Origin of the sequence: Burkholderia sp. LFS061 (genome assembly GCF_047978125.1) — a bacterium.
Taxonomy (GTDB): Bacteria; Pseudomonadota; Gammaproteobacteria; order Burkholderiales; family Burkholderiaceae; genus Burkholderia; species Burkholderia pyrrocinia_C.
The window spans coordinates 96,979-114,650 of the sequence record NZ_JBFPFS010000020.1 but is presented as its reverse complement, the minus strand read 5'-3'; the positions used below and the strand labels follow the sequence as shown (position 1 = coordinate 114,650).

The 17,672-nt window shown below is 65.5% G+C and carries 14 protein-coding genes; 7 read left to right on the top strand and 7 right to left on the bottom strand.

Annotated features, from left to right (window positions below):
- Positions 1-1,956: DUF802 domain-containing protein (locus ACNQQL_RS19285; protein WP_347065120.1), on the bottom strand; the 1,956-nt coding region annotated here is incomplete at its 3' end.
- Positions 1,957-1,968: 12 nt separating this feature from the next.
- Positions 1,969-2,742, bottom strand: coding sequence for a DUF3348 domain-containing protein (locus tag ACNQQL_RS19280; RefSeq protein ID WP_347065119.1), 774 nt, complete (start codon positions 2,740-2,742; stop codon positions 1,969-1,971).
- Between ACNQQL_RS19280 and ACNQQL_RS19275 the strand changes: the two genes are divergently transcribed.
- Positions 2,741-3,028: a hypothetical protein gene (locus ACNQQL_RS19275; RefSeq protein ID WP_347065118.1), complete on the top strand. Its 288-nt coding sequence runs from the start codon at positions 2,741-2,743 to the stop codon at positions 3,026-3,028. The two genes, ACNQQL_RS19280 and ACNQQL_RS19275, sit on opposite strands and share 2 nt — an antisense overlap.
- A 41-nt stretch (positions 3,029-3,069) precedes the next feature.
- Here the strand turns inward: ACNQQL_RS19275 and ACNQQL_RS19270 are convergent, their stop codons facing one another.
- The gene (locus ACNQQL_RS19270; protein WP_072442127.1) at positions 3,070-3,708 is read right to left on the bottom strand and encodes a LysE family translocator; all 639 of its coding nucleotides are present in this window, start codon (positions 3,706-3,708) and stop codon (positions 3,070-3,072) included.
- A gap of 152 nt (positions 3,709-3,860) precedes the next feature.
- Here ACNQQL_RS19270 and ACNQQL_RS19265 point away from each other — a divergent pair, with 152 nt between their 5' ends.
- Together ACNQQL_RS19265 and ACNQQL_RS19260 are read left to right on the top strand one after the other, a co-directional pair.
- Positions 3,861-4,526: a hypothetical protein gene (locus ACNQQL_RS19265; protein WP_347065117.1), complete on the top strand. Its 666-nt coding sequence runs from the start codon at positions 3,861-3,863 to the stop codon at positions 4,524-4,526.
- A 227-nt stretch (positions 4,527-4,753) separates the two neighbouring features.
- Complete coding sequence (locus tag ACNQQL_RS19260) at positions 4,754-6,133, top strand: FAD-containing oxidoreductase (protein WP_347065116.1); 1,380 nt, start codon at positions 4,754-4,756, stop codon at positions 6,131-6,133.
- 240 nt (positions 6,134-6,373) lie between these two features.
- Here ACNQQL_RS19260 and ACNQQL_RS19255 read toward each other — a convergent pair whose 3' ends face one another.
- Positions 6,374-7,267 (bottom strand): SDR family oxidoreductase, encoded by an 894-nt coding sequence (locus tag ACNQQL_RS19255; protein ID WP_347065115.1) that lies wholly within the window; start codon positions 7,265-7,267, stop codon positions 6,374-6,376.
- A 95-nt stretch (positions 7,268-7,362) separates the two neighbouring features.
- Here ACNQQL_RS19255 and ACNQQL_RS19250 point away from each other — a divergent pair, with 95 nt between their 5' ends.
- Positions 7,363-8,220: a helix-turn-helix transcriptional regulator gene (locus ACNQQL_RS19250; RefSeq protein ID WP_347065114.1), complete on the top strand. Its 858-nt coding sequence runs from the start codon at positions 7,363-7,365 to the stop codon at positions 8,218-8,220.
- 286 nt (positions 8,221-8,506) lie between these two features.
- Here ACNQQL_RS19250 and ACNQQL_RS19245 read toward each other — a convergent pair whose 3' ends face one another.
- On the bottom strand, positions 8,507-10,768 hold the full coding sequence (locus ACNQQL_RS19245; RefSeq protein WP_347065113.1) for an EAL domain-containing protein: 2,262 nt from the start codon (positions 10,766-10,768) through the stop codon (positions 8,507-8,509).
- Between the two features lie 1,259 nt (positions 10,769-12,027).
- Here ACNQQL_RS19245 and ACNQQL_RS19240 point away from each other — a divergent pair.
- The 3 genes from ACNQQL_RS19240 to ACNQQL_RS19230 all read left to right on the top strand — a co-directional run bounded on the left by ACNQQL_RS19240 (position 12,028) and on the right by ACNQQL_RS19230 (position 15,627).
- Entirely contained in the window at positions 12,028-14,283 is a 2,256-nt protein-coding gene (locus ACNQQL_RS19240; protein ID WP_347065112.1) for a glycosyltransferase, read from the top strand.
- Positions 14,204-14,923: a cellulose biosynthesis protein BcsS gene (gene bcsS, locus ACNQQL_RS19235; protein ID WP_347065111.1), complete on the top strand. Its 720-nt coding sequence runs from the start codon at positions 14,204-14,206 to the stop codon at positions 14,921-14,923. The genes ACNQQL_RS19240 and bcsS overlap by 80 nt, the downstream gene beginning before the upstream one ends.
- Positions 14,924-15,168: 245 nt before the next feature.
- A complete protein-coding gene (locus ACNQQL_RS19230; protein ID WP_347065110.1) occupies positions 15,169-15,627 on the top strand; it encodes a hypothetical protein in 459 nt (152 codons plus the stop codon).
- Positions 15,628-15,796: 169 nt separating this feature from the next.
- On the opposite strand, the gene ACNQQL_RS19225 is transcribed toward ACNQQL_RS19230, so the two are convergent.
- Both ACNQQL_RS19225 and ACNQQL_RS19220 read right to left on the bottom strand, forming a co-directional pair.
- Positions 15,797-16,180, bottom strand: coding sequence for a hypothetical protein (locus ACNQQL_RS19225; RefSeq protein WP_072442138.1), 384 nt, complete (start codon positions 16,178-16,180; stop codon positions 15,797-15,799).
- Between the two features lie 345 nt (positions 16,181-16,525).
- Complete coding sequence (locus ACNQQL_RS19220) at positions 16,526-17,416, bottom strand: IclR family transcriptional regulator (protein WP_310131256.1); 891 nt, start codon at positions 17,414-17,416, stop codon at positions 16,526-16,528.
- Positions 17,417-17,672: the final 256 nt, after the last annotated feature.

Sequence of the window (17,672 nt, the reverse complement as noted above, 5' to 3'; positions counted from 1 at the left end):
GTCGCGCGTCGTTTGTGCGAGCGCATCGCAGATTTCCTGCTGACGGCCTGCGCTGTGCACGCCTGCGCGCTGCCATTCGTCGCCAAGCTTCGTCGCCATCGCGGCCAGCGAATCGTTCCACGCAGACAGGCGTTCTTCGTCGCGTGCGGCCAGTTCCGTCTGCAGGCCCGTGTGCGAATCACGAATCGTCGACAACAGTTCGTTCGAGCGTTGTTCGAACGTCGCGGCCTGCGTGGTGAGGTCGCGCGTCGTTTGTGCGAGCGCATCGCAGATTTCCTGCTGACGGCCTGCGCTGTGCACGCCTGCGCGCTGCCATTCGTCGCCAAGCTTCGTCGCCATCGCGGCCAGCGAGTCGTTCCAGGCAGACAGGCGTTCTTCGTCGCGTGCGGCGAGTTGCGTTTGCAGGCCCGTGTGCGAATCGCGAATCGTCGACAACAGTTCGTTCGAGCGTCGCTCGAAGGTCGAAGCCTGCGTAGTGAGATCGCGCGTCGTCTGCGCAAGCGCATCGCAGATTTCCTGCTGACGGCCCGCGCTATGCACGCCCGCGCGTTGCCATTCGTCGCCGAGCTTCGCGGCCATCGCGGCCAGCGAGTCTTTCCACGCGGCGAGGCGCTGTTCGTCGCGCGCGGCCAGTTCGGTCTGCAGCCCGGCGTGCGACTCGCGCATCGCGGCGAGCGTCGCGCTCGAATGCCGCTCGAACGTCGCGGCCGCTTCGCCCAGCGCGCGTGCGTGCTGGCCGGCCAGCGTCTCGCCGACCTGCTCCTGGCGCGACAGCGCTTCGCGCCACACGTCCGACAGGCGGCCTTCGGTCGATTCGAGGCGCGTCGCGACGCCGTCGAGCAGATCCGTCGAACGCTGCGCGAACGTGTCGGTGAACTGGCCGAGCGTCGTCTGCAGTTGCTGCGCGACGGCATCGCCCGCGCGGCGCTGTTCGTCGAGCGCGCGGTTCCAGACGGCCGTCACGTTGCCGGTGGTCTTCTCGAAGCCGTCCGTCAGCCCGTCGAGCTGGCGCTGCACGGCGCCCGTCACGGTGTCGCGCAGCGCGGCCATCTCCTGCGCGAGCCCCGTCATCGTCGCGGCGACGACCGGCTGCAGCGCGGCGCCGGCCACGCGCGCGCTCTCGGCGGCGCTTTCCTTCAGCGCGTCGCCGACGTTCGACGCGAGGCCCGCATACGCGCGCTCGGTCCGGTCGAAAAACGCCTGCTGGCTTTCGAGCTGGCGATCGTGCAGCGCGACGCTGCGCGCCTCGAGCGTCGTCATCATCGTCTGCAGCCGGTCGACCAGCGCCGGCATCACGTCGGCCTGGCGCTGCAGCAGCCGGAACGATTCGTCGCGCTGGTGCGCGGACGAATGCACGCGCAGCGTCGTCGCGATCTTCGCGTCGAGCTGCTGCGCTACGTCGATCCGCTCGCGGCGCACGAGCGCGGACAGCAGCCCGAGCATCGCGGACGTCGCGACACCGGCGATCGACGTGCCGAACGCGAAGCCGAGCCCCTTCACCGGCGCGATCAGCGATGCGCGGATCGCGTCGAGATCGGTCGCGCTTTCGAGCGCGGCGCCTGTGCCCTTCAGCGTCACGACCATCCCGAGCAGCGTGCCGAGCATGCCGAGCAGCACCAGCAGGCCGACCAGATACGGCGTGAGCGCCGGGCCCGGCAGCGCGACGCGCGCGCCTTCGACACGCGCACGCACGGCGCCGCGCAGGCCCGGGTGCAGCGTGTCGAGCCACGCGTCGAGCTTCGCCGGCGGCTCGGCCAGGCCCGCGACCGCGCGCGACAGCGTGGCGGTCGCCTGCCGGTAGCGCAGCAGTTCCCATGCGCCGGCGACATAGCACGCGCCGATCAGCAGCGTGACGGCCGTCGCCAGCGGGTTCGACGCGACATAGCCGACGCCGATCCAGCCCACTGCGAGCAGACCGGCGACGAAGACAACGAGATCAATGCGAATTCTGGACATAGAGCGTGTTGATTAGCAGGTGCGAAGGGCCGCGAGCAGCCCGTCTACCGTTTGAAACCGGACTTCGAGTTCGGCGAGCAGGATGCTCTGCATTTCGTCTCGAAACGTGTCGAGCCATGCGCCGGGCACGATCGCCGCGACGGCCGTGCCGCCGGCAACCGCGCCGTCATCGGCCGCTTCGGCCGGGTCGGCTGCAGCAGCGGATTCGGCATCGGCCAGCGCTTGCCGTTCCGCTTCGCGCAGCCGCCCGAAGCGCGTGCCGAGCAGCACGGGCACGGCCGACAGCAGGCTGCGCTCGCGCACGCCGAGCACGCGCTCCATGATCGTGTCGAGCGTCGCGAGCCGCGCCATCCCGGACGAACGCGCGGCGAGCGCGACCCGCAAGCGGCCGCGCAACTGGCCGATCGCCGTTTCCATCTCCTGCTGCAGGGACAGATAGCGCTGGCGGAAGTCCGCGAAATCGGCCGTGTCGGCGGCCGGCGGCGGCATGTCGCCGGGCCGGCGCCGCGTACGCGGCCGGTTGGTGGCCGTGATCGCCTGCGCGAGATCGTGGCGCACGCGCGCGCAGTCGCGCTCCGCGTCGTAGCCGCGCACGCCGGCCGCGACGCCGGGCGGGCTCGTGCTCAGCGCGGACGACAGCGTGATCGCGTCGGTCCAGCCGAGCCACTGGCTCAGCCGGTCGGACAGCGTCTGCCGGGATTCCGCGACGTCGGCATCGGCCAGGCGCGCGAGCAGCCGGACGAGGGTCGGACCGCTCAATGCCGGGCGCGGAGGAGCTTGCACCATGCTGCAAACCGTCAAAAAAGGCAGCAGTTTACACGTCGTCGGGGAGGCGACCGCCAGAATCGGGGAAGCAGCGCCGTCCGGCGCACCGGGCGACACACGCGAACGCCCGTCGCGCAAGGCTCCGCGGGCGGTGGCAGGTGGCCGGAACCACCGTCGTCGGCGGCTCGGCGAGCCGCCGGGATCGGAGCGCCGGGCGCATCGCCCGGTGTGTCATGAGGAAGAAGAACGCGTTTCCGGAAGCGTGGTGCGCGGTTCGGGCAGTTCGCTCCGGCGGCCGACCAAATGAATGGCCGGCCACCATGCGATGCAGACCAAGGGTGGAAGCCGTCAGATCCCCGCTTTCGGTGCATTCAGGATCAGCCGCAGCCCGAGCAGCGTGATCGCGCCGGCCGCGATGCGGTCGACCCATTTCTTCGCGCGCAGGTAGAGCTCGCGCGGCCGGCGCGTGGAAAAGCACAGCGCGACGATCGTGTACCAGCCGAACTCGACGCCGAACACGAGCGGCGGCAGCGCGAGGTAGCACCACAGCGGCGGATGCTGGGGGAGCAGCGCCGCGAAGATGCTGCCGTACCAGATCGCCGTCTTCGGGTTGCTGAGCTGGGTCGTGAGGCCCGTCCAGAACGACTTGCGCGCGCTGCCGCCGGCCACGGCCTGCGGATCGTCCATCGCGATCGGCCGGTCGGCGCCGCGCCAGATCTTCGACGCCATGTAGATCAGGTACGCGCCGCCCGCGATCTTCAGGCCCACGTACAGCCATTCGACGGCCTGCAGCAGCGTATAGAGTCCGGCCAGCGCGACGCCGCCGAACACGATGCCGCCCATGCCCATGCCGAGCGCGGTGGCGAGCCCGTCGCGGCGCGACAGTCCGATCGAATTGCGGGCAACCAGCACGAAGCTCGGGCCCGGAATCATCGCGCCTAGCCACAGCGCGGCCAGGATCGCAAGTACGGCAGCCGATGCGGTCATCGAAGTCTCCTTGGTCAGCGACGCCGATGCGCCGGCGCCTGCGTGTCGTTTCCGACGGTCGAGCTGCCGATTCTGGCACGCTTCGCGCGTGACCGAAAGCGGCCGCGCGCTGCTATGCTGGCCCTCTTTCCCGCCATCCCGCGCCGACGCCCATGATCGAGATCCGCGCCGCCCGTTATCCCGACGATGCCCGTGTCGTCGTTCGCCTTCAATCCAGTGCCGGGCACCGGGTTTTCCGGGCGGGATCCGCGATCGGCACGACAACACGCCGGGCCCTCGTCCCGCTGCTCGCCGCACTCTCGTTCAACGCATGGGCCGGCGACCTGCCGAAGTCGATCGCCACGCAACTGCCGCCCGGCTACCAGCCGCTGCTCGCGCAAGCCGGGCCCGATCTCGGCAACGGGCTGCACAGCTTTCTGGTCGTCGTGCATCGCTCGACCGACACGCGCGAGCAGCCGTCGCCGCGCCCGCTGCTGATCTACGAGGAACAGCCCGACCACACGTTCCGGCTCGCCGCGCGCAACGACCAGGTCGTCCTGCGCGCGAACGAAGGCGGCCAGTGCGATCCGTTCGAGTTCGCCGACGACGGCCTCTCCGTAAAAGGCCGCTATTTCACCGTGCAGAACCTCGTCGCATGCGGGCAGCACTGGAGCGACTACGTGACGTTCCGCTACGACCCGCGCACGCACGGCTGGGTATTTTCAAACCGGATCGTCACAGATTCGTTTCCGCTCGAAGACAAGCCCGACCGCGTCACCGTCACGCGCGCCGACTCGCACCGGCCGATCACGTTCGGTCAATGGAAACGCAAGGACTGAAGCGACCGGCGCAACGCGCTGCGACCCGTTGCGCCGCGCGCCGGCCGCCTCGTACCCGCACCGGCGCGTGGCCCGTCTGTCGCGCTCCCTGCGTCGCCCGCCCTTCCGGTGCTCGCGAGCGCACGCCAACAGGACTACCATAAGGCGCTCGCCGTCGCGCGACCGTGCGCCGCCGCACGCGGCTCGCCCGCACGCCTTCCCTCGTTGCACCCACGCAGGAGGACGTCATGACGCAACACTTCGATGCAATCGTCATCGGCACCGGGCAAGCCGGCCCGCCGCTCGCCGCGCGGCTGTCCGCCGCCGGGATGAAAGTCGCGATCGTCGAACGCGGCCGCTTCGGCGGCACCTGCGTGAACACCGGCTGCATTCCGACCAAGACGCTGATCGCGAGCGCATACGCCGCACAACTCGCTCGGCGCGCCGCCGAATACGGCGTGTCGGTCGGCGGCGCCGTCACCGTCGACATGAAAGCCGTGAAGGCGCGCAAGGACCAGATCTCCGGCCGCTCGAACCATGGCGTCGAACAATGGGTGCGCGGCCTCGCGAACACGACCGTGTTTCAGGGTCATGCCCGATTCGAGCGCGCCGACGCGGTGCGCGTGGGCGACGAACTGCTCGAAGCGGAACGCATCTTCATCAACGTCGGCGGACGCGCGCAGGTGCCGGCGATGCCGGGCCTCGACTCGGTGCCATACCTCACCAACTCGACGATGATGGACGTCGACTTCCTGCCCGAGCATCTCGTGATCGTCGGCGGCAGCTACGTCGGGCTCGAATTCGGCCAGATGTACCGCCGCTTCGGGTCGAAGGTCACGATCGTCGAGAAGGGCTCGCGCCTGATCCGCCGCGAGGACGACGATGTATCTCAAGCCGTACGCGAGATCCTCGAAAACGAAGGGATCGACGTGCAGCTCGACGCGAACTGCCTGAGCGCGCGGCGCGACGGCGACGGCATCGCGGTCGGCCTCGACTGCGCCGGCGGCGGCCGCGAGGTCGAGGGCTCGCATCTGCTGCTCGCGGTCGGGCGCGTGCCGAACACCGACGATCTCGGGCTCGACCGTGCGGGTGTCGAGACGGACGCGCGCGGCTATATCGACGTCGACGAGCAGTTGCGCACGAACGTGCCCGGCATCTGGGCGCTCGGCGATTGCAACGGGCGCGGCGCGTTCACGCACACGGCGTACAACGACTACGAGATCGTCGCGGCCAACCTGCTCGACGCCGATCCGCGCAAGGTGTCCGACCGCATCGCGGCTTACGCGATGTATATCGATCCGCCGCTCGGCCGCGTCGGCATGACGCTCGCGGAAGCGAAGCAGACGGGCCGCAGGCTGCTCGTCGGCACGCGCCCGATGACGCGCGTCGGCCGTGCGGTCGAAAAAGGCGAAAGCCAGGGTTTCATGAAAGTGATCGTCGACGCGGACAGCCACGCGATCCTCGGCGCGTCGATCCTCGGCGTGACGGGCGACGAGGTCGTGCACGGGATGCTCGACGTGATGGCCGCGGGCGCGCCGTACACGACGATCAGCCGCGCGATGCACATCCACCCGACCGTGTCGGAACTCGTGCCGACGCTGCTGCAGGATCTGCATCCGGTCGAATGACGTGCGGCGCCGAAGGACCGGCTGCGCTTCGGCATCGCGGCCGCGCTCGCGAAGACGGTCGTCATTCCGGCGCGGCCCGACTTCCGGCAGCCCAGTCGCAGATCCAACTCGACGCAAGCGAGCGTCCGCCCCGATCGGCGAAGGCATCGACTGCGTCGTGCGGATCGGCACGCTGAAGAATTCGAGCATGGCCGCGCGCACGATCGGCGCCGTACCGACGGTCACGTGCGCGTCGCCCGCTCAGATTTCGAAATATCGCGGCCGGTCGATATCGGCAATCAGCCCCGGCTGCGTCGGCGCCCAGTCGAGCCATGCACGCGTGCGCTCGCTGGTTGCGGGCGCATCCATCCCCGCGAACATCGCGAACCAGCCGAAGTGCTCGCCCGCTTCCGCCGCCGATTTCGCGACGACCGGCACGTTCAGCCGCCGGCCGATCACCTCAGCGATCTCGCGCATCGGCACCCCCGTATCGTCGACCGCGTGATAACGCGCGCCGGCCGCGCCGCGCTCGATCGCGAGCCGGTACACGCGTGCCGCGTCGAGCCGGTGCACGGCCGGCCAGCGATTGCCGCCATCGCCGAGATAGGCCGATGCGCCCTTCTCCCGCGCGACCGCGATCAGGTGCGGCACGAACGCGTGATCGCCGTCGCCGTGCACGGACGGCGGCAGGCGCACGACCGACGCATGCACGCCACGCGCTTCGAGCGCGACCGCAGTGGCTTCGGATGCGCGCGGATAGGCCGCCGAAACCGGCACGTGCGGATCGTCCTCGGTCGCTGCGCGGCCGGGCGCGACGAGCGCCAGGCCCGACGTGACGACGAGTGGCCGCGCCGAGCCCGCGAGCACCGCACCGATTGTCTCGATCGCGCGGCGGTCGAGTTCGCAGTTCTGCGCAAAGCGCGAAAAGTCGTGATTGAATCCCGTGTGGATCACGGCATCGGCGGCCTCGGCGCCGCGCGTCAGGCTGTCGAGATCCTCCAGCGATCCGCGATGGACATCGGCGCCTGCGGCTGCAACCGACGCGGCGGCCGCATCGGACCGTGCAAGCCCGAGCACCGAATGGCCGGCGGCAACGAGTTCGGCAACGACGGCTGAGCCGACGAATCCCGATGCTCCAGTGACAAAGACACGCATGTTCAGCACCTCCGGATGGAATGGAGGATTACTATCTGTCGACGGCCGCTCGCGGTGAAGACGTGACGGTTTACCGGTAAACGAACTAACAGGCTATGGCAGACGCACCCGACAACCTGCTCGGCGCGTACCTTCGGGATCGCCGCGAGAAACTCGACCCGGCCGCGCTCGGCCTGCCCGTCGCGCGCCGCCGCACACCGGGCTTGCGGCGCGAGGAAGTCGCGCAGCGCGCGCACGTGAGCGCCGCGTGGTACACGTGGCTCGAACAGGGGCGCGGCGGTGCGCCGTCAGCCGACGTGCTGGACCGGCTCGCGAATGCGCTGATGCTGAACGACGCCGAACGCGAGCACCTGTTCCTGATCGGCGTCGGCCATCCGCCCGAAGTGCGCTACCACGCGACCGACAGCGTGACGCCCCGCCTGCAGCACGTGCTCGATTCGCTCGAAGCGAGCCCCGCGATCGTGCGCTCGGCGACGTGGGACGTCGTCGCATGGAACGACGCGGCGGCAGCGACGCTGACCGACTATGCGACGCTGCCGCCGGAGCGACGCAACATCCTGCGGCTGATCTTCGTCGATCAGCGCGTGCGCGATGCGCAGTCGAACTGGAAACAGGTCGCGCGGTTCGCCGTGGGCGCGTTTCGCGCCGACGGCGCGCGCGGCGGCGCAACGCAAACCGTGCAGGCCTTCGTCGACGAAATGCGTGCGACGAGTGCGGAGTTCGATGCACTGTGGCGCGACCACGATATCCGCGCGCACGAAGAAGGTACCAAGGAGATTCGCCATCCGGCCGTCGGGCGGATCGCGCTCGAATACTCGGCGTTCGCGGTAAACGGCCGGCCCGACCTGACGCTCGTGATTTTCACGCCGGAAACGGCCGCCGATCGCGCGCGCATCCGGACGCTGGTCGCGGCGCGCGAACAAGCCGGCACGGAACACGCATCGGCCGCGTAACGATCCCCCGCCACCCCGCCGCAATCCGCACTTGCGGTGGCCGGTAGCGGCCGGCGGAAAACGCGAAAAGGTGTCGCGCATCAACGCGCGACGCCCCTGCTTCGTTTCCGGCAATCGGGGCGTCGATGCAAGAAATTCTTCGCGGATTGCCGCGGATGTCGCTTGACGACCCGAATCGGCCAAACCAGCCAGTCGGCTCCGGCACCATTGATGCGCTATGCGTGTCGGCTTTCGATTTTCGTCAACGGTTACCCGTGCGGAACGTGCAGCCGCGACAATCGAACGCCTACCCTTCCGGACAAGGCGCCGCGCATGGCGCGATGTGGCCTTGGCGCAGGAGTTCGCTGGCGCGAGCGGCCCCCACCGCTTCGCTGAAACGGAAGCCTTGCGCGCTCGTCGCCCGATTCGTCGCAGCCAGTAGCGCACGCTGTTGCTCGGTCTCCACGCCTTGGGCAATGACGCCGATCCCGATACTGTGCGCAAAGGTGACGATGGCACGTATCGTCGCCGCACTCTCGGGATCGCTGGTCGACCGGTGGATGAGGGATCGCGCGATCTTGAGATGGTTCACGCGATACGCCTTGACATACTCAAATGACGCGTAATTGCTACCGAAATCATCAATGGCAAGCTTCGCGCCGAGCGCATGCAACTGCGGGAGTATGTCGCTTTGTGCCCACGACAGCCTGGCCAGAGTCGCCTCGGTCACGTCGAATTCCAGATCGGAGGGGGCAAGACGCCACTTCGCGGCCGCTTCAGCGACATCGCGCACGAACGTTTGAGCACTCCAGAGCTCGAACAGAGACAGATTGATCGCGATCATCAGCGGGGCCACCCCCTCGTCGCGCCACGCCCTCATTTGCCGGCACGCCTGATCCAGCACCCAGCGCCCAAGCGCTGCCATGGTGCCGTCCCTCTCGGCGATCGGAATGAACACACCGGGGGCAATGAGGCCCCGCGTCGGGTGATGCCAGCGAACCAGCCCTTCCATTCCGAGAATGTTTCCGGAGGACAACTCGACCTCGGGTTGGTACTGGAGTTCCAGCTCGCCGCGATCCATCGCTCCTCTCAAGTCGTCGGCGAGTGCGACACGTTCGCGTACTTCCTGGTCGAGTTCGTCAGAATGAAAGCGGTACCGGTTGCCGCCCTGATGCTTCGCGCGCTGGAGCGCCAAATCGGCCTGCATCAGCATGGCGTCCGCTCCACTGTCGCCCTGGACGTACGCACGGATGCCGATGCTCGCCGAAATCCGCACATCGTTGCCATCAAGCAGATAGGGAGCCGACAGCGCCGCCTGGAGCTTCGCAGCCAGTGCCCCGGCGTCCGCCGGCTCGACCATCTCGCCCTGCAGCACGGCAAACGCATCGCCGCCCATCCGGGCAACCAGGTCGCTTTCCCGAGCGCAATTCCCGAGACGCTCCGCCACCTCCCGAAGCAACCGGTCGCCGATCGGATAACCCAGTCTGTCGTTGACCAGCCTGAAGCGGTCGAGAGCGACAAACAAGATCGCAAACGGCATGGTGCCATGTCGGGCTGCAGCGAAAGCCTGGCGCACCCGCGCGAGGAAGCCGGCCCGATTCGCCAATCCCGTGAGCGCATCGGTGTGAGCGAGCCGCGCGATCTTTTCCTCCGCTGCCTTGCGCTCGGCAATGTCGATGATGATCCCTTCGACTTCGATCAGCCGTCCATCCTTGTCGCGGACCGGAACATAGCGATTCTCGACACAACGGTAAGCGCCGTCGCCAGTGCGCAAGCGGAACTCGATCGAAACGCCTTCGGTGTCCTTGTCCAGTACTCGCGCCAGTGCCGCATCGACTTTGGCCTGGTCGTCCGGCGCGACAAGCTCGTTGGCCCAGACTGGCGAAGCGAGCAAGGTAGCTCGGTCGTGGCCGAACCTGGCGATGTCATGCGATATGTAGATGAGCGGAAACGACGGCACGCCGCGCAGACGGTAAAGGATGACCGGACTGTTCTGGACGATGATGTTGGCTTCGGCAAGCGCATCGATTCTTTCCTCGACGACCTCTTCCAGGTCGCTCGTCTTGAAGGCCGCCTCTTTCGTCATCTGCCACTTCGTGGTCAGCACGCTCGCCGTCTGACGGACCTCGATGTTGTTCAATGGCTTCTTGAGAATGAGCAGCCGGTCGTCTGCGCCCAGGCGCCTGGCCAGGGTGCCCCAAGGGGGATCGGAATGCGGGCTGCATAGGGCAAACTGCAGCTTCGGATCCACTTGCCAGAGTCGCTCGATGGTCTGAAAGCAGTCCCAACCGTGCAGCATGTGCGTGTCGACAAAGGCCATCGCATAGGGTTTGTTCTCCGCCAGCGCACGCACGACCCGCTCCAGCGCTTCCCGACCCTGATAGGCGGAATCGATCTGAAACGCCGCGCGACCGGCTGGAACCTCGCCGAACAACGGCGCCTGGGTTGCGGCCAGCGCAGTTTCGCCGTCCAGTGGGCGAGCGAGAATCTTGCGGAAATTCTGGTGCGCCGCAACGTTGTCGTTGATCACGAGGACGCGACGATTGACCGGATCGCTCTGCGCGCTCACGCAGGAGCCTTGACGGTGCCAGTGGTGGGGCCAGGGCAACGATCCCGCCTTTGCAGGCGTCGTCGCGCCGTGTCTGCCGGAGCGCACGCCCCTGGGCAGCCAGTGCGGTTCCATGTAAGCCCCGGCGTGAGGCCCAGACCGTGCCTCCCCCTGTCCGTGGTGAAGCCTAGATTGAAAACGCATGCCAGGTTCTCCCCGCAATCCCGCTAACGGTTGCCGCTGAATCGAACGGATCTCAAGTGTTGCGCCGACAAAAAGTGCGCCGAACACGTATAGGGACGCATCGATCCCGCCCAGCGCGATCGCATTCGTATCGAGCCGATCGGCGGCGTGGGGTCGCTCGAAGCCTCCACGGTGACGGGTCGAGCCGCAGATACACGATTGCTTAGGACAGTTGGACGATTCCGGCCGCTCCACGCTTGCAGCGATGTTGGTTCGATGCGTCAACGTCGACTCACCGCGCTACCCTCTATGTCGGGCCGTGCATGTGTTGGCACCAAACTCAGCCCCAAAGATTGGCCCAATTTCGTCAGACGATCGAAGTATAGTCGCGCGCATCGATCTGACAAACTTCAGTGACCGGGAATCTCATTCGCGCTTGATGGCGAATCGAGGGTCGGACGCGGCATGGTCAGGTTGCGGGAGGGGTTGCGCCCACTCGGATCAGCCGCTGGCCAGCATTCGAGCCCTTGACTTCGTCGACTACCAGGTCCGCTGAATTACACATTCGGCAACAACGCGACGCTTTGGAATCCTTGATACCGAAATGTCGGCCGAATGTTCGCCGACGCCGGCACGCCGGCCTATACTTCATATCGATAGATGAATGCCAGCGATACCAGAGCGTCCGGCTACGCGCGCTGGCGTGAGCAGCTGATCGCCTGACTGCGGTCCTGGAACCCTCCCCCGCCGGTCTTCGCGAAATCAATGAGAATTTTGAGGAGCGCATGAGCGCGTTATCGTCGCCGACGAGCGCCCCCGGGCCGTCGGGCTCGTGACCACGGCTCATGTCTGCTTGCTCCTCGAGGCCTTGGCGCTGGTCCTCACCGGTCCGTTTTTCCTTCAAGATACCGCCCTCAAATTCGAGAGTTCCGCGTTTCGTGGAATGGCGATCGTGGCAGCCGCGCTGGAGGCCGTTTCGCGGCATATGTGACGTGGCGTATTACCGGTCATCCAGCGGAGCCCCCGTTGCACTATATGACGCTTGGTTTTCTCTCCTGCCGGGAATGATGTTGAACCCGACACGATGGGGGCACTACATGAACAATTTGACCCTTGAAAAACCGCCGCTCCATATCACCGTCATAGCGATTGCTTACGTGATCTGCGGACTGTGGTACTTCAGCTGGCGCCTGACAGCCATCAACTGGCATCTACCGTTTTTTTCGATCCCGCTCTACGGCGCAGAACTATTCGGTTTCGTCACGGGCTTGCTGTACCTCTTGATGACCTACCGGTTAGCCGTACGGTCGGTACCAGCCCCGCTACGCGATGCTACCGTCGACGTGTTCGTGCCGACGTATAACGAGTCGATCGAACTGGTTCGCCGCACGTTGCAGGCAGCACTCAATATCGAATATCCGCACCGGACCTGGTTGCTTGACGACGGCCATCGCGAGGAAATGCTGATGCTGGCACGCGAACTCGGCTGCGACTACCTTGCGCGAAGTGAAAACAGTTACGCGAAGGCCGGCAATCTGAACAATGCCCTCAAACACAGCCATGGCGAATTCATCGCGATCTTCGACGCGGACCATGCAGCGCGCAAGGACTTCCTCGACAAGACGCTGGGCTACTTTGCAGATCCGATGGTGGCGTTCGTACAGACACCGCAGGACTTCTACAACGTCGATTCATTCAACCATCGCATGGGAGGGCGTCGCGTCTGGAACGAGCAGTCGCTCTTCTTCAAGGTTATCCAGCGCGGCAAGGATACGTGGAATTCGACCTTCTTCTGCGGTAGCTGCGCGCTGCTACGCCGCAGCGCGCTGGAAGCGATCGGCGGCTTTGCGACCGAGACGGTCACCGAAGATATCCACACGTCGATCAAGCTGCACAAGCAGGGATATCGGTCGGTGTATCAGCCGGAATCGCTTGCATTCGGCCTGGCCCCGCATAGCATTGAAACCTACCTGCAACAGCGGATTCGTTGGGGCATGGGCGGTATGCAGGTACTTCGGCGCGAACGCATTCTTTCCAGCCCTGGGCTGACGTTGGCGCAGCGACTGAACTACTTTGCGTCGATGCTCGTTTACTTCGAAGGATGGCAAAAGCTCGTCTTCTTCATTACTTCGCCCGCGGTCTTCTTCTTTGGCATCCTGCCAATCAGTGCGCCGGTGAGCGAATTTCTGATCTATTTCTTGATGTACTACGCGCTTTCGTCGCTGATGTACACGGAACTGGCACGGGGCTACGGCGCGCTGTTTCTGAGTGAGCAGTACGGCATGGTGCGCTTCTTCTCATTCATGTTGACGACCGTTGGCCTGTTTCGCAGGACGATCGGTTTCTCGGTCACCAGCAAGGAATTATCGCTTGCAGGCCGCGCCTGGCTCTGGCTATTGCCGTCGCTGATCGTTGCAGGACTGACCGCGTCGAGCATTCCGTTCGGCCTCTACCGGATGTATCACGGCACGTTACCGGTGGGCGCCGGCATCGCGAACACCGTATGGGCGTGTGCCACGATCGCAGCCGCGAGTGTCATTGCATGGTTCAGTCATCGCCGGGCGCAGAACCGGCGCACCGAATATCGTTTCCCATTGCATATGCCGATGATGCTGACGCTGGACGGCAGGTCGTTTCTAGGCCTGTCGGAGGATCTTTCGGCAAGCGGCGCGCTTTACCACGGAGAAGTTCCCTCCCGGTTGTCGCCTGAAAGCTGCCCTGAGGTCGAGATCCACCTGCCGAACCTCGTCGTACGTACCAAGGCGAGTGTTACGTTCGTCGGAGACGATCGCGGCATCGCCCATTCCGATCGAACGATCGGATTGCGCTTTAGCTGGGCCTCGGCGGACCTGAGTCGCCCGCTTGAGACGTTCCTGTTTGGCAGCAGTTTGCAATTCGAACAGGGCGGCGTGACCGACCAGCGGACAACCCTGTTGACGCGTCTCGCGCGCGGCACCCCCATCAATACGAGCGTACTGGGTGCGGGTAGTCATTGGGCACCGGGATTCTTGAACCAGTCCCGCGACACTCATCCGGTACCCGTTACCGTCGTGTCGGCGGTACGCGATACGGGCGACATGGGGTGGATCCTCAGCAACGGCGAACTCGACACGAGCCTCGATGTGTTTTTGCACCAGCGCCGGGCGGGCAGCGAAACGACGCAGCGCCTCTCATTGAGTTTGAGCGGAAGCCTGGATACGCCTACCGGGCAAATGCATCTATACAACGTCACGTCGCGTCATGCGCTGACGCTGCATAATCTCGGGAACGAAAATGACGAAGATCTCGCCGATCAATCGAGCAATGCCTCGCCGGCTGGCGCTTGCAATCGTCGCTTGCGCCCTGCCATTTAGCCCGTCGGCGCTCGCAGGACAGCCGTTGATATTTGCCGGCGCATCGATCGCCGAGCAAGGTGAACGCAACGAATACATCGGCGTCACGGCCCCATTTTTTTCCAGTCGCTTCCTGACCCAGCGGCTCGCGATCAGCGACTATTACTATCAGTACGGCACGGACGGAACGACCGTCAAGGTCAGGGGGCAGGCAGCCGAGGTAGCCCTGGGCGCGCAGGCGGCCTGGCAACGCGGATGGGTTGAAGCTTCGACCGGCCCACGGTTTCGCCATAACCGTGTGACGCCACCCGGTGCTAACGCACGTGCCGACGGCAGCCAGTGGGGGCTCGCGCTTGGTTTGCAGGGCGAGCAGCGTTTCGGTGAGGATTGGGCTTTTAACGGGATTGGTTCTTACACGATCGGGCCGGCATCATATTGGGGCCGAGCCCGCTTTCTGCATCGAACGTTTGGCGATGCGTGGGCCGGTGTCGAAGTAATCAAGCACGGCGACCCCGACTATCGGGCCACGCAAGGCGGCCTTGTACTAACGGGCATCAAGATTGGCGATAAGTTCGACATTGGATTCTATGCCGGAGTGAAGAAGACGAGCGGCCAGCCGCGTTCCTTTTATGGCGGCATCGAACTGACCAAGGGATTCTGATCCTGCGCTCCGCAGCGTATGGGTGCTTGCGACCAAGAAATCCGACAAGCCTTTGCGGATCAACGAGATTAGGGAGCGTCGCCGGAACATTTCGAACTCAGGCCGATTCGCCCAACGCTTTCCCACGACAAGCAAATGCCACACAAGACGCAAGTGCGTGTAGATTAGAACGTCGCTGCGACCCGCCACCGTGTCTTCGCATAGGTCGCCATCCGAATCAGTCCTGAAGTTGCACGGGAGCCGGCATGAACACGAAGCACAGCAAGAAAGGGCATCTCGAAGCCGCGGCGTCACACCACGAGCAGGCCGCGCGACATCACCGCGAGGCGTCGCGGCATTTCGAGGAAGGCAAGGACTTTGCCCATGCCGCACATCAGGCGATGATGGCCCATGGTCACACGTTGCATGCAATCGATCAGGCGCACGACGCCGGCGCGCACGGCGCCAATACGCCACCCACAACGCCATCGTCGATCGGCGCGGGCGCAAGTGCCGCGGACGTGGCAAAACTTCATGCCGCGGCCGTCGAGCTTCACACGCAAGCGGCGCAACACATGCGCCACGCCGTCAAACTCTTCGAGCAGGATCGGAGCGCGGCCACCCACGACGCACAGCTGGCGCTCGCCCTCGCACTGCGTGCGTTGTCCCATGGCAACGAAGCAGCCAGGCTATTCGTCAAGCTCGCTGTCAGTGCGGCTGCGTGAAACGAGGTGGGTTACCTCTCGTTGGGGTTTCGCGGGGTATTCAGCGTGACTCGCTGCCCGGTTGCGCACGCCGCCGGGCACCAGGTTGTCGCGCGGACCCACGGTCGTGGGCCTCCCGTACCGATCCGCGCATGGCCAGGTATCGCGCAATCGAGCGTGCCGCTCGCGACTAGGCCGTTCGTTCCAGCAGATCCGTTGCGAAAGACTTCGCGTGCGCTACGGCCTCTTGCGGGTCCGGGAACACACCGAGCTGCTCCCAGTGCTCTTCGGCCGCGTACGTTCCTTTCACGCCGAGTGCCCGCTGAACGCGCAATTGCGCGGCGTATCTGCCGTCCTCCAGTGGTCGGGCCGTCGCAATGACCTTGTGCGGAAGATCGGATCTTTCAGGTTGTACCAACTCGACAGGACCGCCAGCAACGCCAATATCCTTCAACTCGTTCCTGGCGTTGCAGTCCGGGCAGTAGAAGCACCACCCTTCGTCCTCGTGTTTGGACCTGACCTGCCCGCGAGCCAGTACGGCACGACATTCAACGTTTTCGCAGATGAACGGCATAGCAGTCTCCGGAGTTGTTTGAGAGAAATCCTAGCATGTCCGCGGACGGCCAACCATCGGCATTGTTGCGTTGCCCGACGCTGACGAAACCCTCACGCGCAAGGTCGCGAGGTCGCCCCTTCCACCGACCATCGTCATGCACGCATCGGCCGCATTCGCGAAGCACGTCACGCGATACGCCGGCATGTTCATCGGCATCATGTGCGGGCGGAACCGATCGACGAGGATGATGTCGGCCGGCGCTTCCCGGCTTCGAGCGGACCGACTTCGCGATCGATCGACAGCGCCTTCGCCGCATCGATCAGCCCGGGCACCGGGCAGCGCCCGATGATCGACGTGACGCGGCTATACGGTTTTCCCGGATAACCCGTGCATCGGCCGCCGCAGCGCGGCGTCGAACGGGTTGGTGCGCGGCCCGATCGCGTCGGCCTGGCGCCGCAGCAGTTCGACGACCATCGGCATCCGGTCGTCGCCGAGCCGCGACGCGAGCGTGCCGACGCTCAGCGCGCCGACCGGGTAACCGGTGCGATCGAGGATCGGCACCGCGACGCCGGCCATCCCGTCGAGCACACCGCTGTTGCGGCCCGCGTAGCCGAGTTGCCGCACGCGTTCGATCTCGGTACGCAGGTACACCTCGTCGAGCACACCGTAGCCGCGGATACGCGGCACGTTGAAGCGGATCACTTCCTCGCGCTCGGCTTCGGGCAGGAACGCGAGGATCGCGAGGCTGCCCTGCCCGACGCCGAGCGCGATACGCCCGCCGATGTCGCCGGTAAACGAGCGGATCGGGAACGGCCCTTCGCACAGGTCGAGACACACCGCGTCGAAGCCGCTCTTCACGAGCAGGAAGATCGTCTCGCCGAGGCTCGCGCACAGCCGCAGCAGCGCGGGACGGCACAGCGTACGCATGCTGCTCGGGTTGCCGGCCAGCGCGGCGAGCGCGAAGAAATCGACGCTCAGCCGGTACAGCTTCGACTGCTCGTCCTGCTCGACCATCCCTTCGGCGATCAGCGATTGCAGGATCCGGTGCGCGGTGCCCTGCGTGAGGCCGACGGCCTTCGCGAGATGCGTGACGCGCACGCCGTCCTGCTGCATGCCGGCCAGCGCACGCAGGATCGCGAACGCACGCTGCAGCATGCCGGTACCCGGCACGCCGGCCGGATCGGCTTCGTCGTCGGCGCCGGGCGCGCGCGCGGCGGGCGTGCCGGGCATTCCGGACGAAAGGGGTTCCTGCATGCCGGCTCTCCTCGACGATTTCATTGAACGGAATACGGTAACCGCCATTGTCGTCCGGCCGAAATTCCACTGGCATCCGGGTGTGTACGGGATTGACGCGTCCGTTTCGCGGCCCGGCCACCCTTCATTCATCGGAACGATTTGCGCGCGATACGTCGATCCGTTCCGTTCAACGGAATTTTTTCGAAATTCATCCCGTTCAGCAGAATTCGAAATTGACGCTCCGAAATATGGCTGGCTAGAGTCCGCGTCATCG

Bases quoted from the DNA above. Each gene is read 5' to 3' on its own strand.
- ACNQQL_RS19240 (WP_347065112.1), top strand. From the start codon at position 12,028: ATGAACAATTTGACCCTTGAAAAACCGCCGCTCCATATCACCGTCATA.
- ACNQQL_RS19275 (WP_347065118.1), top strand. From the start codon at position 2,741: ATGCTGCAAACCGTCAAAAAAGGCAGCAGTTTACACGTCGTCGGGGAG.
- ACNQQL_RS19270 (WP_072442127.1), bottom strand. From the start codon at position 3,708: ATGACCGCATCGGCTGCCGTACTTGCGATCCTGGCCGCGCTGTGGCTA.
- bcsS (WP_347065111.1), top strand. From the start codon at position 14,204: ATGACGAAGATCTCGCCGATCAATCGAGCAATGCCTCGCCGGCTGGCG.
- ACNQQL_RS19220 (WP_310131256.1), bottom strand. From the start codon at position 17,416: ATGCAGGAACCCCTTTCGTCCGGAATGCCCGGCACGCCCGCCGCGCGC.
- ACNQQL_RS19260 (WP_347065116.1), top strand. From the start codon at position 4,754: ATGACGCAACACTTCGATGCAATCGTCATCGGCACCGGGCAAGCCGGC.
- ACNQQL_RS19280 (WP_347065119.1), bottom strand. From the start codon at position 2,742: ATGGTGCAAGCTCCTCCGCGCCCGGCATTGAGCGGTCCGACCCTCGTC.
- ACNQQL_RS19265 (WP_347065117.1), top strand. From the start codon at position 3,861: ATGATCGAGATCCGCGCCGCCCGTTATCCCGACGATGCCCGTGTCGTC.
- ACNQQL_RS19230 (WP_347065110.1), top strand. From the start codon at position 15,169: ATGAACACGAAGCACAGCAAGAAAGGGCATCTCGAAGCCGCGGCGTCA.
- ACNQQL_RS19250 (WP_347065114.1), top strand. From the start codon at position 7,363: ATGGCAGACGCACCCGACAACCTGCTCGGCGCGTACCTTCGGGATCGC.
- ACNQQL_RS19255 (WP_347065115.1), bottom strand. From the start codon at position 7,267: ATGCGTGTCTTTGTCACTGGAGCATCGGGATTCGTCGGCTCAGCCGTC.
- ACNQQL_RS19225 (WP_072442138.1), bottom strand. From the start codon at position 16,180: ATGCCGTTCATCTGCGAAAACGTTGAATGTCGTGCCGTACTGGCTCGC.